The organism is Ruegeria profundi, assembly GCF_001507545.1.
GTDB lineage: Bacteria > Pseudomonadota > Alphaproteobacteria > Rhodobacterales > Rhodobacteraceae > Ruegeria > Ruegeria profundi.
Map to the genome: position 1 here is coordinate 41700 of NZ_LQBP01000012.1, position 15612 is coordinate 57311.

Here is a 15612-nt window from a genome sequence, read left to right on the forward strand (position 1 = left end):
CAACAGGGTTCCGCGGTAAAATGACAACCCAAATTTCCGCGCCGGGCGCGACGGGTGTTGCGCTCGAACGGCAAGGTCCGCTGCGCAAGGGCCATTACAGTCTTGATCTGCGTCGTTCGAACTTTCGCCTCAAGGCGGGTATTATCTACGTTTGGAAAGTCACGCTGATCGAAAGCGATCAGGTGTCGCAACAGCCGAAAGTCTTGTGGAACGCGTGGAGCTGACGGCAGACGACCCAGGGCAAACCGGCATTTGGTTCGATGCTTTAGCGCCGCTGGTATCTATCGATCTCAACGGCAGAGCCCGCATAGCTGATGATCATGCGTTAACCCAACTTTTGAAGGCCGGAGAGCTTGCAGACGTTGATCAATTCACTGCGTTCAACGAGCGCCTTTTGCACGATGACGGCCAAACATACATTCGCATTTACACACCGAATTGATTGCCCTTTAAGCTGAATTATCCTCGATAGCGTGCGAACCGTGCAAGGATCTAGCTGAATTAGAGCACAATGACGCAGAACAGACGTATATCTTATTCCCCATCTCCTTCATCCCCGATCATTCGTTTTTTTTGCATGCGGTTCTTCTAGGTCTGATCGGCCACCGCCTCCTTCAGAGTCGCCCCCTCATCTCAGGGTTGTGGCTTGGCGCGCGGTGTCGCCCGTGGATCGCGTCTTGCCGGCCTCAAGAAACTCTTTCGACCACCTGTCGTGGGGGCTCGTCGCGATCACCTCGCGGCGGTACAGTTCAACTACGCTGTACTGGTCGCGTAAACCCGCCAGCGATCCAGATATTCTGATCGGTTGAATGCTGCTTGCTGGTGCGCCGACGAACATCTGTCTCGACCTTCCCGGCAGGCCATTTGCATGCCCCGGGTTTCTGTCTCAACTCCACTCCTTGCCGGCTGCGATGTGCCGGAAGCCCTCCGGTGCGAAATCAATTCTTATGTCCCGAAGGGGCGACGAGGGGCGCTCGACCAGGCTATTACCCGCGCCAATATTCCGATCTGAGCCAGTTGCCTGTGCCGTGCTGTGATAACCTGCATGGGCACATTGCCCTGTGCTGCAATCTGGCGAAACTGAAGCCTGTTTGGCGAATTTCGTCGCTAGGTTGAACCGTGCGAGCGGGTGTAAAAATCGATGGCTGCTCCGTCCACGACCCGGACATGGGCGTTGATCAACCGAAGGACCGGTTCCCGCGTTAATCGACACTGGTCTGTGAAGGCAGCCTCTGTCGCGGTGTTTGGCGGCACCGCGTAACTGCAAAAAATGGGTGTGCACTCATCGGATGAAAATCCCCGGATGTCTCTGAGAGGCCCGAAGCAGTTATTTCCAAAGATGACAACTTGCTTGGGCTGACCTAATGTCAATTGTATGGAACGCCGCCTCGCCGTAATCTTGATGGCCGACATGGTAGAATATTCCGCTGCCATGGGCAGGGACCAGTCCGGTACGATTGAATTGATCCGCGAACTTCGAGAACGCTGGTTGGAGCCTGAGGCCGAACGACGGGGTGGCAGGATTCTCAAGCGGATGGGCGACGGGTGGATCATCGCCTTTCTGTCAGTCACGGAGGCTGTTGAGACCGCTCAGGCCGTGCAACAGGCATTGGCTGGCCATGAAAAAATCCAGTTGAGAGTGGCCGTACATCTCGGGGAAATTGCGGAAGACGAGGCTGATGTCTACGGTGCGGGCATTAACATCGCGGCGCGTTTGCAGACTGAGGCGCCGCCCGGCGGTGTGATGATCTCAGAAGACCTCAAGCGGCAGCTGGATGCCCGTCTTGCCCAGGATTTTGGTGACGCTGGAACTTTTGAGCTAAAAAACGTGGCCAATCCTGTAAACGGATTTCAATGGCGACCGGTTATCAAGCCGAAAGTCGGGCAGTTCGACGTGCCTGCGATCGCTGTAGAGCGGGTAACGAGCGCGCCTGAAACACAGGAGACGCTTGAAGTCAGCGCGGACTTGCAGGAGCAGTTGGTTCATAATCTGTCGCGCCGGACAGGTGTACGGGTGCTTGCCACCGATTCATTGGACGATGCCGAGGCGACTTATAGCCTGAGATGCAGGCTCCGATGCCGCGATTCCGAGGCGAAAATTACGGCAAGCCTGACCCGGCTTAGTGACGGACAGGTGGTTTGGTCGCGTGTATTCTTCGGCGATCCGCGAAATCTTTTTGCTTTGACGGACAGGGCTGCAGAGCAGCTATCGGACGCCCTTCGATTGCAAATCAATGCTTTCGATGGGGATCGGCTTGCCGATATTCCCGATGATCAATTGAGCGCCAGCGAACTAAGAGCGCGTGCCGCAATGCTGTTTTATCGCGCCACTGTTGCTGACTATCGTCACGCCCTCGACTTGCTGGAGCGGGCGCTGAGCCTTGACCCTCAAAACGGATCCGCACTTGCCATGTGGAGTGAAGGTCAACTGTTCATCCTGGAAGCTTGCTTTGACGAAGCCGAGGCGGCCCTGCGCGAAAAGATAATCAGATTTTCGAACAAGGCCGTACAAGCGTCACCGCGGTCCGACTATTCCTGGTATGTCCGGGCGCATGTACGTGCGCGGCTCTGTGGCGATGTTGAGGGAGCGCGCAAGGATATCGATCGCATCACTCAACTAAACCCCGGCTATGTCCTTGGAATGGAAGCCCGCGGCGTCACGGAGTTGGTTGCGGGCAATTGGATAATCGCTGCGAAATCTCTGACCGACGCTGTTGAACGTTCCGCGGACGATCCGTTTTTACCATTCCGACTTTATCTGCTTGCAATCGCGCAATTGATGGCAGGGGAGCCGCAGCCAGCGCTTGCAACTATTTCAGACGCAACAGAATTGCGTCCTGATTGTCGGCATTACTGGCTTGTACGTGCTTGGATTTTGAGCGAGTTAGGCAGAAACCAAGAGGCGAACACGGCTGCCGAAATGGCAGAAAGCGCGCCAAAACGGGCCGATATCCTCGCACAAAATGTCAACTTACCAAGTGATGTTCGAGAAGCCATCGGACTGCCGACTGTACCGCTCTCGGCAAGGGGCTAGAACAAGATCTCTGCAAGCCCGGTCGCAGGGTGCCCGGTTGCTGCGTCCGCGACCCAGACGTTGGTCAATGGCGTAAAAATCAATTGCCTAAGACGGTTGCGGAGCCATTGCTGCGGTCTTTACGCTCGACCGGAACACTCCCACACATCCGAGATGGTTTCCGACCCCGCGCAAGCGAGTGCTTCGGTCACTTGCAGGACGCTGACACCAAACAAAGCGGCCCACCGGGGAAAGCTTGGATGTCTCCTTACTGGTATGAGCTTGGTATAGAAGCAAGTCATGAAACTGTCAGCTACTGGCGGAACCGTATGTTGATCAGGGTCAAGGAGAGATGCCGATTTCTGGTTACATACTGTTTTCGCTGAGAACACACCGGAAGGAGAATTGAGATGGTTGAGAAATCCCACACCAGCGGCTTTTGGCCTTCGCTCTATGATCCCTTGCGCCAACTGGGTGAACGAGTAGCAGAGTGGCTGGCGCCGGCATCCGAAGCCGTTGGAAGCGACAACTCATATAGAATTGCTGTGGAACTTCCCGGCGTAGAGGAAAAGGATATTCACCTGAGCGTAGAAGAAGGCGTTGTTAATCTTAAAGGTGAAAAGCGATCGGCGCGTGAAGAAAGCGGAGAGACCTGGTTCTTCTCTGAGCGGCAGTATGGCTCGTTTAGTCGTTCTTTTCGTTTGCCACCAGACGCGGAAGGGGAAAAGGTCGACGCTCAACTAAAGGATGGTGTTTTGACAATCACAATTCCCAAGAAGAAACCCAAAAAACATGAGACTGCAAGAGTAGAAATTCGTAAAGGCTAACAGCTTGAAAGCGCAATCGAGAGTTCGTTGAAGGACATGCCTGAAGATGTGGCAGAGGCTGGTTATTAATCAGGTATGTCCAAATCGCTTTCCTGGCACTTTCGGAAATGCCCGTGTTGAGGTTTGCAAGTTGAGAAAGCAGGACGGCTTTTTCTAACGATCGCGGGCGTTTCACAAAGACTTTGCGATCAATTGTGTCTGGGCTGGTGCATAGTCAAACCATGCAGGCCCGCAGTGAAGAACAAGGAACAATGCAAATGAGCTGGCCTATGCCGGTTTGAAATCACAATTCAGGAGGGAGCTGAAAGTGACTTCTGCGGAAATGGAAGAAATGATGCAACTTTCGCAAAGCAGAGCGGAAGCCTATCTTCATATTGCCAAGTCTATGGTGATGAATGACTTTGGGCTGGCGACGGAACACATGCATGCCGACGTGGTCGTAGCTCTTGCGGCTGCCATGATGCAGCACGAAGGTGCACAAATCATAGCAGACGCGTTTCGAGCAGAAAACCTCCAGCGCAAGTGAGTTGCTGACTTTCCCCAAAATAATCGGGCTTTGCGTCAGCAAAAGCCTTCTCTGCTGAACTTGGCTTGAGGTCCTGTCCAGGGTTCTAACAAATATAGTCCGGTCCTTGATGTAGGTCATGCAAACCAGAGCGGTTCTGACTGATCCTTGTATAGGGGAGAGGAACTATGTCCAAATCGGATGAGTCTATTCGAATGGCGCCGAGCCCATCTCGGGCCTTGCAGTCTGACGCTGATCCATGGGCCGATACACGCGGCATGATCGGTGCCCCGGGGGGCGTCATAAACATCGCGCATGAAGCCGTTGACCGTCACGTAGAAAATGGCCACGGCGCAGATCAGGCGCTGCGATTTCTCGGCAAGAATGGGTCTCGACAGGTATTTACTTACAGCGATCTGTCGGAGGCGTCGGCCAAATTCGCTAATATTCTTGTCTCGCATGGGCTAGAGCCGGGGGATGCGGTCTTCAGCCTCCTTGGCCGAGGTCCGGATGTCTATATTGCCGCTTTGGGCACACTCAAAGCCGGGCTCGTTTTTACTCCGCTTTTTTCTGCGTTCGGACCGGAACCCATTCGTACGCGGATGGAAATCGGCAATGCCAAGGTTTTGATCACGACCCTGCAGTTGTACCGGCGCAAGATCGCGAAATGGCGCTCAGAAATTCCGACGCTGAAGCTTGTTTTGATCACAGGTGACGTTGCCCCCGACGACTGCCTTTCACTTGATCAACAGATGGCGGGGTCGTCATCGAAGTTTACGACCGCCAGAACGGGGCCGGAAGATCCCGCACTCGTGCACTTTACGTCTGGCACGACAGGGAAACCCAAAGGGGTTGTCCATGTCCACAATGCAGTCTTGTACCACGGCTTTTCAGGCAAAGTGGCTCTGGATCTGACGCCCGGAACGATTTTCTGGTGCACTGCAGATCCGGGTTGGGTCACAGGTACATCCTACGGGATCATCGCCCCGCTGGTGAACCGCGTGACCATAATCGTAGACGAGGCTGAATTTGATCTCGACCGCTGGTACGGCATTGTTGAGAATGAACAGGTTGAGGTCTGGTATTCTGCGCCAACAGCAATCCGCCTGATGATGCGCGCCGGTGCGGAAGCCGCTAAGCCCTATGATCTTTCATCGTTGAGATTTCTCGCAAGCGTGGGGGAACCGCTAAACCCCGAAGCCGTTACGTGGAGCGAAGAAGTCTTCGGACAGCCGTTTCACGACAACTGGTGGCAAAGTGAGACAGGCGGCATCATGATCGCCAACTGCCCTGGAGCACAAGTAAAACCTGGGTCCATGGGCAAGCCGATGCCGGGCATCCAAGCAGGCATCATGGAACATGAAGGTGACCGTCTGCGCGAACTTGCTGACGGAGAAATTGGCGAATTGGCCCTAAAACCTGGCTGGCCTTCCATGATGCGCGCTTATCTCCATGAGCAAGCCCGCTATGACAAGTGTTTCAAGGATGGTTGGTACCTGTCCGGCGACCTCACGACCCGAGACCAGGATGGATACTTCTGGTTTGTTGGTCGAGCGGACGATCTGATCAAGACATCGGGGCACCTTGTTGGTCCGTTTGAAGTCGAAAGCGCCTTGCTCGAACACGAAGCGGTAGCGGAGGCAGGTGTGATCGGACTGCCCGATGAAACCGCTGGTGAAATCGTCAAGGCCTATGTCACACTCAACCCGGGATTTACACCCGACGAAGATTTGGAGCGCGACATCCGTGGCCATACACGAAAGAGGCTGGGCCCTGCGGTCGCTCCGCGGGAAGTAATCTTTCGCAACACGCTGCCCAAGACAAGATCCGGCAAGATCATGCGCAGGCTATTGAAAGCGCGCGAACTGGGTCTGCCTGAGGGTGACATTTCCACGCTGGAGACGGATGAGACATGACGACAATCGATAAGCCACGACTCGACCGGGCCCATGTATTGTCGCTCCTTCGCGACATGATCCGCGTACGGAAGTTCGAAGACAAGTGCGCAGAACTCTACACGCAGGAAAAGATCCGCGGATTTCTTCATCTATATGACGGTGAAGAAGCGATTGCCGCAGGTGTTATCCCAGTTCTGGAAGCGCGCGACCGCATTGTTGCCACGTATCGCGAACATGGGCATGCCCTGATACGGGGCGTGCCGATGACAACCGTGATGGCCGAAATGTATGGTAAGGCCGAAGGTTGTTCCGGAGGGCGTGGCGGTTCCATGCATCTGTTCGACGCCGGAACTCATTTCTACGGTGGCAATGCAATCGTGGGCGGTGGCTTGCCCCTTGCCGCAGGCCTCGCCTTGGCTGACCGGATGCGCGATCAGGACACTGTCACGGCTTGTTTTTTTGGCGAGGGGGCTGTCGCAGAAGGTGAGTTTCACGAGGCAATGAATCTTGCGGCACTTTGGAACCTCCCGGTGCTTTTCGTATGCGAAAACAATGGCTACGCCATGGGCAGTGCCTTGACACGCACAGAGTCCGAGACCGATATCGCCGCCAAAGCCTCTGCGTATAAGGTCGAAGCGCATCGCGTCGACGGTATGGACGTCGTTGCCGTCGAAGCTGCGGCGAGAAAGGCCATTCACAACATTCGGACGACTGGAAAACCGGCTTTTCTTGAATGCAGAACGTACCGGTTTCGTGCGCATTCCATGTTTGACGCCCAGTTGTATCGTGACAAAGCCGAGGTTGAGAAATGGCGCGACTGCGGCCCCATCGTTCAGTTCCGAGGCTGGCTTTTAGAAAATGGGCTGGTTCATGAAGAAGAGGTCGCGGATATTGAGGCCGCGATTGACGCAGAGATTGCCGACGCCGTGGCCTTCGCAGAAGCCGGCACCTGGGAACCGGTGGAGCGTCTTTACGTCAATACGCTGGGCCGTCAGGCAGAACCGCCAGAGGGACTGACCCCATCGGGCGAGACCCTCGAAACAACCTATCGTGACGCCGTTCGGGACGCCTTGCGCGACGCACTGATCCGGGATGACCGTGTTTTCCTTATGGGCGAAGACGTTGGCGCATATGGAGGCTGCTACGCCGTATCAAAAGGACTGATGGAAGAATTCGGTGAAGCCCGCATTCGTGACACGCCCTTGTCCGAAAGCGGATTTACCGGTGCGGGTATCGGGGCTGCCGCCGCTGGTATGCGTCCAATTGTCGAGTTGATGACGGTAAATTTCTCGCTCCTTGCGCTTGACCAGATCATGAACACGGCGGCCACGATCCGTCATATGTCCGGAGGGCACTTCGGCGTGCCGTTGGTGATCCGTATGGCCACCGGTGCGGGAAAGCAGCTTGCAGCACAGCATTCGCACAGTCTTGAAGGGTGGTACGCTCACATTCCCGGATTGAAGGTATTGGCTCCGGCAACGTTGGAAGATGCGCGCGGCATGTTGTGGACGGCTCTGGAAGACCCGGATCCGGTGCTGATTTTCGAAAACGTGATGCTCTATAACCGGGCGGGATCGATTGATGCCAATGCAGGTCCGGTTGACATCACTAAGGCCGCCATCAGGCGCGAAGGCGCCGATCTCAGCCTGATCACCTATGGTGGGTCGCTTTACAAAACCCTTGATGCAGCGGATGCACTCGCTGCAACGGGGATATTGGCCGAAGTGGTAGATTTGCGGTCTCTTCGACCCTTGGATGACGAAACAATCATGGCTTCAGTGGGCAAAACGCGCCGCGCTGTAATCGTCGACGAAGGGTGGCGAAGTGGGTCTCTTGCGGCAGAGGTTTCTGCGCGCATTATGGAACAGGTCTTCTGGACGCTGGATGCACCGGTTGGTCGTGTATGTTCGGAAGAGGTGCCGATCCCCTATCCCAAACATCTTGAAGATGCCGCAATACCGCAGGTCGACAAAATCGTTGCAGCCGCAAAAGCCGTTTTAGGGCGAAGCTGATGGCCATTTTTACGCTCCCATCGCTTGGCTCGGATATGGAGGCTGGAACACTCGTCGAGTGGCTTGTCTCGCCGGGCGACAGGGTCAGTCGGGGTGACGTCGTCGCCGTCATCGAAACCCAAAAGGGCGCAATTGAGATTGAGTGCTACGAAGAAGGGACCGTCCATGCGCTGATGGCGGAGACCGGCGAAGAACTCCCGGTGGGGGCACCTCTCGCCATACTGCTTGCTCCCGGAGAGGCCCCGCCCGACGATACGGCTGAGCTTCGTTCGGATACAACACCAGCAGCCCCCTCCATCGTCAAGCCAAAGTTGCAACAAACGCCAGCTGCCCCTTTGCCCTTCGAAGAGGTGCGGGCGTCCCCGGCGGCGCGCTTGCGCGCGCGAGAGTTGAATGTTGACCTGAAAGATCTGAGCGGGTCTTTTCCGGGTGGCGGCATCGTTCTGGCCGATGTCGAGGCGGTATCGGCACGTGGGTCCGCGACATCCTCCAAGCCCTCGCCAATGGCGGAAATGCGCAAGGCGATTGGTGCCTCAATGGCTCGATCCAAACAAACGATTCCGCATTTCTATTTGTCGCACATGATCGACGTTCAACCCGCGATGGACTGGCTAGCGGAACACAACAAAGCGGTTTCGCCAGCAGAGCGGCTTCTCAGTGGTGCGCTGTTTGTGCGCTGTGCTGTTCTGGCGGCAGAAAAGGTGCAGGAACTGAACGGTCACTATGTGAATGGTGCGTTCCAGCCTTCTGAAAGCGTTAACGCGGCCATTGCCGTTGCCTTGCGCGGAGGTGGCCTTGTTGCACCTGCTCTGATGGACGCAAACCGCCTGAACCTCAGCGAAACGATGGACGGAATGCGAGACCTGGTCAGCCGCGCGCGTTCCGGGCGGTTGCGCAATTCCGAGATGACAGAAGGAACGATAACAATTTCAAGCTTGGGCGAGACGGGCGCCGAAGCGATGGCTGGTATCATCTTCCCTCCGCAGGTAGCACTCCTGTGTATTGGCGCGCCGCAAATCCGGCCATGGGTAGTGGATGGCGACATCGTGCCCCGCCGCGTGGTCACTTTGACACTGTCAGTTGACCATAGAGTGAGCGATGGCCGTCTGGCGGCGCGGTTTATCACCGAATTTGAGACCCGGATTAAGGACCCAGATAGCCTATGACCGAAGAAGACATCCGCGCTGTTTTCATTAATGAGTTAGTGAAAATCGCACCTGATCTCGATGCTCAGGATATTGGCGAAGATGAGCGCCTGCAGGATGATCTTGGGCTGGACTCGATGGATATTCTGAACCTCGTGGCTGCGCTCCACAAAGCTTTTGGTGTCAGTATCCCCGAACCGGATTACCCCAAAATTGCGACCACGCGTTTGGCCGTGTCATATCTGCAGGAGATGCAGGCCTAGCGTAATAGGCGGACTGCATGAGCCTATACGGGGCATTCCGCTGGCGGAGGCAGAGGCCAATTACTAAGCTGCTCCGGAAACTGGGGATACTGCCGCGTGTGTGACTGAAATCAGCCTCCGGCAAACCCAGTGCCGTTCAATCTGGCTTGGCGCCCTTAAGCTAGCCGAGCAAGTCTGGCCTGAGCACCATAACGGCACCCAGAACAAGTAGTACGACGCCACCGATTAGGTGCGAGATTCGTGAAAAACGCCCTGTTGCCGCAACCGATCGCAGTGTTACCATCGCGATCACGAAGATGAGTATGTCGTCCAGCAGGAAGACCGAAATATAAACGAGCAGATATCCGTAATGGGCTAGTGACGGGAGTTCGTGCATGGCCAAAACCTGGGTGTACACAGCTGGTACGCCCGCCGAGCAAACCAGCTCAATCAAATTCACGCTGACCGCCAGTAAACCGATGGAAAGCGACGCTATAAGAAGGCTGGGCTCCTGTACAACCCGACGAAAGGATGCGGTCACCGACCGCTTTCGGTCGAGACTGGTTACCTTGCAGATCCCCTCTGGGTTCGTCCAATACTCGCGCAGGTAATACAGGCCTGCCGCTAAAGCCAGCACACCGATGGCCAGCCGCAACCAAGCCACTGCACCAATCCAAAGCACGACGTTCAGCCAGGCCGAGAGCACAGCAAAATACATTAGCGCAGTCGCCACCAAGAACACGAGGCCCAGTGTCCACATGCGTCGGCTGTCTTCGACGCCCAACAACATTCCAATCAGAAGTGCCAACACCCACATCGCACATGGATTGAAGCCATCGATGGCTGCCAGCACCAAAGTCAGAACAGGAAGTGACAGATTGGAAAGACTTGTCTCACCAATAAAGGGAAGAGCGACGGTTTCTGCATCATTCTCTGGCGTCGCATCCATTTGGACCTTACCGCTGGTCTTTTCGCCTAACCGCAGTTTTGCGACAATGTCTGGACAGCGCTCAGACCGACAGGCTTCAATCATTCTTAGATAGCCATTTTCGCTGCGCCCAGCAGCATAGCCCAGCTGATACCTTGAGCCGACGACGACCAATGGTACTGCTGGGCGCTCGACTCTAAGTGTATCTATTACCGTCTGAAAAAGTGTATTGTCTTCGGTGGACGCCCCGAGCTCGATGCGTTCCACTACCAGTTCCGGGTCCGTCTCGGCCATCTCAGTGATCGCGGTAATTGCCTTGCTGCAGTACGGGCAACCCTCCTGCCAGAAAACATAAACCGTCACCTCTTGCGCTGCTGTGGGCGCCCCTAGAAGAACGACCCAAAGCAACACCAGAAACCTGCAAAAATACGGCCTAATCACATTTGACAATCTACCCTGCACCGTATGCTCCTTGGCGGCGGCAGATAAAAAGCACGCGAGGCCAACGGGCGTCAATGATCTGGCGCAAGCGCTGTTTGCAAACATTGTATGTTGGGTTCAGCACCTGAGATTTGGCAGGGTGTTTGACCGTTGGCGTTAGGGTCTTGTCAACAGAACCTTTTTGTTCCGGGCAGGGGGCTTTCTTGGCCAAGATCCGCAAATTGATATGGTTGTGGAAGGACAGATCGCCGAATGAAACGCAGCGCATTCGATGAAATCGAGCGCCCTTGGATGTCGGTACCGGAAAGCATCATTCAGCTTCTTTTTTGCAGATCAATTCAGTGCTACCCACTAGAACAGCATGACCAATACCTCACCGACGATCCTTTCTACTGTTTCACGCCAGTTTATCGATGACTGGTTAAGTGCGCTGGAGGCTCTTTGTTCGGAAGCGCACATGTCGTCGCTTATCAGCAGATCCGGTTTGGTTGCGGATCAAGCTCAACCTCATGCTCGGGTGACGCTGGATCAAATCGTCTGTCTTTATCAACTTGCTGCCGTGGAAACCGGCGATGAAATGATGGGACTCTGGACCCGACCCATCCGTCCCAGGGCCTTGCAACACCTATTGACGTGCGTACGAGAAGCCACGTCTATTCCCTCTGCGCTCTATCGGTTTTCGACATTCTGGAATTTACTGTTGGATGATTATCAGTTTGAACTGGATGATTCAGCAGGCACCTTGAAGCTGACCCTGAAGCCGCAAGGCGATGTCCCGGTTCAACGATTCGGGCACATGTTGATCCTCAAACTCGCGCACGGTCTCATGTCATGGCTGGCAGGTCACGAGGTGCCGGTCAAAGGTGTTGGTTTCGTGTTTGAACGACCGGAATTCAATCAAGACTACGCAACTATCTTTCCTGCGCCTGTGCAGTTTGGCATGGCGGAGACTTCAATCTCGTTCGATGAGGCGCGGCTCTCTCCAGTGAAGCCGCGCAGCCCTTCTGATCTTGATGAGTTTCTTCAAAACGCACCACGAGATTGGATTTTCACAAGCTCCCGTGAACACACGCAATCGTTGCGCGTGCGAACCTATTTGACCCAGACACCATGGGAAACGGCTAATTTGACCGAAGCAGCGCGAGCGATGCACATGACGCCGCGTACGCTGATAAGGAGGCTGGAGGCAGATGGGACTTCTTTTCAGGCCATCAAGGATGCGCTGAGGCGCGACATTGCTATTCGTGATCTACATGCCGGACGCAAGAGCGTCGAAGCAATCGCGCTTGATGTCGGTTTTTCCTCCGCTGCGAATTTTCACCGCGCCTTCCAGCGCTGGACCGGCAGCACGCCTAGCACTTACCGACGACATCATTCGAAATATCCTTAGTTTTGTCACTTTCGGACAATGCATTGTCACCCAAAGAGATAGAGCTCGGAGGGCAGTTTCGCTAATCCGCCGTTAATACAGTCGTTCTAAACCGCATTCAGTACTCAGTCCAATCTTGTTCGCCATCGTTGCTAAGCTTGGAATGGCGTTATTCGAGAATGCGCTGCCGTGAAAGGATTCTCAGATGACAGATAAACTCGCCACAATACTGCATGCTGCCCGCGATCATGCAGAGCAGGTCATTTTGCCCAATGTTGATACATGGAACGCCACAAAAAGATGGCCCCGCGATGCGTCAAACAAGGCCGGTGCAGTAGGCCTGACCGGTCTCTACGCACCAGAAGAGTTTGGCGGCCAAGGCTTGCCACTATCTGATGGCATTCAGGTTTATGAACAACTCGGACTCGGCGACGGTGCCTATGCCTTTGCCTTGTCGATGCACAACATCTGTACGTTTGCTGGGTGTGGTTATGGCACGGAGGCGTTCAAGGAAAAATGGGCACGTGACCTGACTTCTGGTCGCAAACTGGCGAACTTCGCACTGACCGAACCACAGTCGGGTTCTGATCCGATGAAGATGTACACTCGCGCTAAAATAAATGGAGATGGCACATGGACCATCAACGGGTCCAAGGCCTGGGTCAGCCTGGCGACTGAGGCGGATATCTATTTCACCGTGGTTAAAACCAGTGACACACCCGGACACCAGGATATGGCAATGATCGCTATTCCCGCCGATGCACCGGGGATCAGCTTTGGGCCACTGTACGATACACCCTCTTATAATTTTCTACCTATGTCCGAAATGTATCTGAACCAGGTAGTTGTCAGTGAAGACAATATCATCCTGCCAGTAGGTCAGGGCCTGCAAGGTTCGCTCATGGCCATTGATATAGCACGTGTGTCCATCGCCTCTGGTTGCTGCGGATTGATGCAATCCGCGCTGGACACCGCGCTGTCCTATTCGAAGAACCGCAAGATGTTTGGCGGCAAGAATCTGGAGTTGGATGGCATTCAGTGGATGCTGGGCGAAGTCGCGACAGAGCTTGAAGCATCTCGACTGTTGTATCGCAAAGCGGCAGAGGTGCTTGGAACTCCCGAAGGGCCGCTGATGGCAGCGCATGCGAAGCGCTTTGTCCCTGACGCTGCGGTCAAAGCTGCGAACACTTGCACCCAAGTGCTGGGCGGTATGGGATTGTTGCAATCATATGGTCTGGACCGATTGTCCCGCCTTGCGCAGATGCTTCGGATTGTTGACGGGACAACGGAGATCAGCCGCGTTGTCATTGGGCGGGCTTTGCAAAAGCGTGCAGCGACTTTACCCGATCTGCCTGTTCCAAAAGGTTTTGGTGAAGAAGATGCAACAACTGAACCCCGGACTGCACACGAGATGGCCTGAGCTAACCTTATCTATCAAATCGGCCGCGGAAGGTTCCGTCCTGCGCTTCGATCTTGGTTTCAAGGCTAAAGTCGTCGGTCTCGATGGTTGTACCGACCCCGATGACCCGTGCGCCACATTCGGCCAGTACCCAGTTGATTGCCTCACCAACTCCACGGCCGGAGCCGGTGACAAGCCCCGTCTTGCCGCTCAGATCAATGGTGCGCTGTTCCGGTAGCCGGAAGCTATTCATCTAACAATCTCCTCTGAGACATCGGCCAATGATCCGTATCATTTGCGTTTGATCAAAGAGCTGCTAGCCGCGTCCTGCTAAAAGGAACCAAACTTTGCCGCTGAGTTTCTTGTGAGAGGGAACTTCTTAACAGGTATTTGAAACGACAGCCCAAGAAAAGGAGCGACACATATGAAAGATCCGGAGCTTACGATCCTGATCAAAGAGCTTGAGACCAGATCAGATTTGTCTGTAGGTGACCTTGATGGCGTTGCCCACGGTTTGACCTTCTTATTTTCGGATCGAGAAAGTCTTGCAGACCTTTCCGCGCAGGACGTCTCTGGCGCAGAGCAGGCATTGCATATTGCGGATGTGGCATTTCCCAACTGGTCTGTGAATATCCACGGCCGAGCCAACGAAAAAGATGGACATTGGAGGTGTTCGTTGCGCGAAAGCGATGCCAGGGATAATGATGCGGTGATCGGTATAGGTAGTTCCCCCGTCTTGTCCCAAGCCATACTTGCCGCGACCATGCGGCTCGCAATGTCACTACAGCCAGATTGAACCGCCTTCGTGCGTCGGCCGGGCTTGAGCAAGGAGATGAGTGCGCGGGTTAAAAACGGGCTGATATCGCGTTATTTCGTGTGTGCATTTGGATGAAATTCTTACCATAACTCTCAACCCGGCAGTGGACTATGCGACCTCTATTGAGGCTGTTGTTCCGGGTCCGAAGTTGTACTGTAAAACACCCAGAGTCGATCCGGGGGGTGGTGGCGTCAATGTTGCCAGAGCCATCTGCATGCTCGGCGGACGGGCAAAGGCGCTTGTTGCGACAGGCGGCGCGAGCGGTCAGAAGCTGTGCGCGATGCTTGAAGCCGAGAGTGTTCCCGTTCATGCCGTGGACGTCGGCGGCGAAACCCGACTGAGTTTTGCCGTGACGGACGAGAGCAGCGGTGATCAATACCGGTTCAGCCTTCCCGGAGACACGCTGACGAAAGAGATCGGCGAGCTTCTTATAGAGGGAATCGTTTCGCAAGCCCCGCGCAATGGGTTGGTAGTTTTGAGCGGTGGCGTCGCGCCCGGTCTCAGCGATCGTTTTCCCGAGAAAATCCGGACCGCCCTTGAAGGAATTACGGACAGGCTTGTCGTGGATACCTCCAAGGGCGCACTGCATCGGTTGATATCCGAACCTGTTGCTCCTCTGCATGTTCTGCGGTTCGACCATGGAGAGGCTGAACGCGCTGCGGGGCGGCCGCTTGCAGAATTGCAGGAGAGTATCAGTTTTCTGACCAGTATGATTTCGCGGGGCGTTGCGGAAACGATTGTGATGGGCCTTGGTGCCGAGGGATCGCTGCTGGTGACATCAGCGGCGCGATACTTATGCCGGACCCCAAAGGTTCCGGTTGTCAGTAAAATCGGGGCGGGCGACGCCTTCATCGGGGGGTTCACCCTGTCATTGCAACGAGGAGAGGGTTTGCAAGATGCGTTGCGGTGGGGGGTTTCTGCCTCTTCTGCAACAATGGCGACAGAGGGTACGGGTCTTTGCAGGGAAAAAGATGTTCTAGCGCTTCTTCAAATGTGCGAATTCGAAGTCCTTTGAC

General features: G+C 55.0%; 15 protein-coding genes. 13 read left to right on the forward strand and 2 right to left on the reverse strand.

The genetic code is table 11. The features are described 5' to 3' along the window. Positions 1 to 20 precede the first annotated feature (20 nt). The 9 genes from AVO44_RS18390 (at position 21) to AVO44_RS18435 (ending at position 9663) form a co-directional block, all read left to right on the forward strand. On the forward strand, positions 21 to 224 hold the full coding sequence (locus AVO44_RS18390; RefSeq protein WP_157770036.1) for a hypothetical protein: 204 nt from the start codon (positions 21 to 23) through the stop codon (positions 222 to 224). Further along, a complete protein-coding gene (locus AVO44_RS18395) occupies positions 215 to 442 on the forward strand; it encodes a hypothetical protein (protein ID WP_205626558.1) in 228 nt (75 codons plus the stop codon). Before AVO44_RS18390 ends, AVO44_RS18395 begins: the two co-directional genes overlap by 10 nt. 933 nt (positions 443 to 1375) lie before the next feature. Next, complete coding sequence (locus AVO44_RS18405; protein WP_068340335.1) at positions 1376 to 3034, forward strand: adenylate/guanylate cyclase domain-containing protein; 1659 nt, start codon at positions 1376 to 1378, stop codon at positions 3032 to 3034. A 389-nt stretch (positions 3035 to 3423) separates the two neighbouring features. Beyond that, positions 3424 to 3840, forward strand: coding sequence for an Hsp20/alpha crystallin family protein (locus AVO44_RS18410; protein ID WP_068340337.1), 417 nt, complete (start codon positions 3424 to 3426; stop codon positions 3838 to 3840). Positions 3841 to 4147: 307 nt separating this feature from the next. Then, entirely contained in the window at positions 4148 to 4366 is a 219-nt protein-coding gene (locus AVO44_RS18415; RefSeq protein WP_157770037.1) for a hypothetical protein, read from the forward strand. A 167-nt stretch (positions 4367 to 4533) separates the two neighbouring features. After that, positions 4534 to 6261 (forward strand): acetate--CoA ligase, encoded by a 1728-nt coding sequence (gene acsA / locus AVO44_RS18420; protein ID WP_099045684.1) that lies wholly within the window; start codon positions 4534 to 4536, stop codon positions 6259 to 6261. Next, positions 6258 to 8255 (forward strand): pyruvate dehydrogenase (acetyl-transferring) E1 component subunit alpha, encoded by a 1998-nt coding sequence (gene pdhA / locus AVO44_RS20810; RefSeq protein ID WP_082677560.1) that lies wholly within the window; start codon positions 6258 to 6260, stop codon positions 8253 to 8255. The genes acsA and pdhA overlap by 4 nt, the downstream gene beginning before the upstream one ends. Continuing rightward, complete coding sequence (locus AVO44_RS18430; RefSeq protein WP_068340343.1) at positions 8255 to 9421, forward strand: dihydrolipoamide acetyltransferase family protein; 1167 nt, start codon at positions 8255 to 8257, stop codon at positions 9419 to 9421. Before pdhA ends, AVO44_RS18430 begins: the two co-directional genes overlap by 1 nt. Further along, positions 9418 to 9663, forward strand: coding sequence for an acyl carrier protein (locus AVO44_RS18435; protein WP_068340346.1), 246 nt, complete (start codon positions 9418 to 9420; stop codon positions 9661 to 9663). The genes AVO44_RS18430 and AVO44_RS18435 overlap by 4 nt, the downstream gene beginning before the upstream one ends. 160 nt (positions 9664 to 9823) lie before the next feature. Here AVO44_RS18435 and AVO44_RS18440 read toward each other — a convergent pair whose 3' ends face one another. Then, entirely contained in the window at positions 9824 to 11116 is a 1293-nt protein-coding gene (locus AVO44_RS18440) for a hypothetical protein (protein WP_169794880.1), read from the reverse strand. Between the two features lie 256 nt (positions 11117 to 11372). On the opposite strand from AVO44_RS18440, the gene AVO44_RS18450 reads away from it, so the two are divergent. Together AVO44_RS18450 and AVO44_RS18455 are read left to right on the forward strand one after the other, a co-directional pair. Continuing rightward, positions 11373 to 12401: an AraC family transcriptional regulator gene (locus tag AVO44_RS18450; RefSeq protein ID WP_068340355.1), complete on the forward strand. Its 1029-nt coding sequence runs from the start codon at positions 11373 to 11375 to the stop codon at positions 12399 to 12401. Positions 12402 to 12585: 184 nt separating this feature from the next. Beyond that, positions 12586 to 13800 (forward strand): acyl-CoA dehydrogenase family protein, encoded by a 1215-nt coding sequence (locus tag AVO44_RS18455; protein WP_068340357.1) that lies wholly within the window; start codon positions 12586 to 12588, stop codon positions 13798 to 13800. 7 nt (positions 13801 to 13807) lie between these two features. Here AVO44_RS18455 and AVO44_RS18460 read toward each other — a convergent pair whose 3' ends face one another. Further along, positions 13808 to 14032, reverse strand: coding sequence for a hypothetical protein (locus AVO44_RS18460; protein ID WP_068340359.1), 225 nt, complete (start codon positions 14030 to 14032; stop codon positions 13808 to 13810). 171 nt (positions 14033 to 14203) lie between these two features. Here AVO44_RS18460 and AVO44_RS18465 point away from each other — a divergent pair, with 171 nt between their 5' ends. Further along, positions 14204 to 14575 (forward strand): hypothetical protein, encoded by a 372-nt coding sequence (locus tag AVO44_RS18465; RefSeq protein WP_068340364.1) that lies wholly within the window; start codon positions 14204 to 14206, stop codon positions 14573 to 14575. 88 nt (positions 14576 to 14663) lie between these two features. Further along, positions 14664 to 15611, forward strand: coding sequence for a 1-phosphofructokinase family hexose kinase (locus tag AVO44_RS18470; RefSeq protein WP_157770039.1), 948 nt, complete (start codon positions 14664 to 14666; stop codon positions 15609 to 15611). Position 15612: the final 1 nt, after the last annotated feature.

Excerpts from the sequence above, each read along its gene's own strand:
- AVO44_RS18465 (WP_068340364.1), top strand. The coding sequence starts at position 14,204 with ATGAAAGATCCGGAGCTTACGATCCTGATCAAAGAGCTTGAGACCAGA.
- AVO44_RS18440 (WP_169794880.1), bottom strand. The coding sequence starts at position 11,116 with ATGTTTGCAAACAGCGCTTGCGCCAGATCATTGACGCCCGTTGGCCTC.
- AVO44_RS18460 (WP_068340359.1), bottom strand. The coding sequence starts at position 14,032 with ATGAATAGCTTCCGGCTACCGGAACAGCGCACCATTGATCTGAGCGGC.
- AVO44_RS18410 (WP_068340337.1), top strand. The coding sequence starts at position 3,424 with ATGGTTGAGAAATCCCACACCAGCGGCTTTTGGCCTTCGCTCTATGAT.
- AVO44_RS18405 (WP_068340335.1), top strand. The coding sequence starts at position 1,376 with ATGGAACGCCGCCTCGCCGTAATCTTGATGGCCGACATGGTAGAATAT.
- AVO44_RS18455 (WP_068340357.1), top strand. The coding sequence starts at position 12,586 with ATGACAGATAAACTCGCCACAATACTGCATGCTGCCCGCGATCATGCA.
- AVO44_RS18430 (WP_068340343.1), top strand. The coding sequence starts at position 8,255 with ATGGCCATTTTTACGCTCCCATCGCTTGGCTCGGATATGGAGGCTGGA.
- AVO44_RS18435 (WP_068340346.1), top strand. The coding sequence starts at position 9,418 with ATGACCGAAGAAGACATCCGCGCTGTTTTCATTAATGAGTTAGTGAAA.
- acsA (WP_099045684.1), top strand. The coding sequence starts at position 4,534 with ATGTCCAAATCGGATGAGTCTATTCGAATGGCGCCGAGCCCATCTCGG.
- AVO44_RS18390 (WP_157770036.1), top strand. The coding sequence starts at position 21 with ATGACAACCCAAATTTCCGCGCCGGGCGCGACGGGTGTTGCGCTCGAA.
- AVO44_RS18450 (WP_068340355.1), top strand. The coding sequence starts at position 11,373 with ATGACCAATACCTCACCGACGATCCTTTCTACTGTTTCACGCCAGTTT.
- pdhA (WP_082677560.1), top strand. The coding sequence starts at position 6,258 with ATGACGACAATCGATAAGCCACGACTCGACCGGGCCCATGTATTGTCG.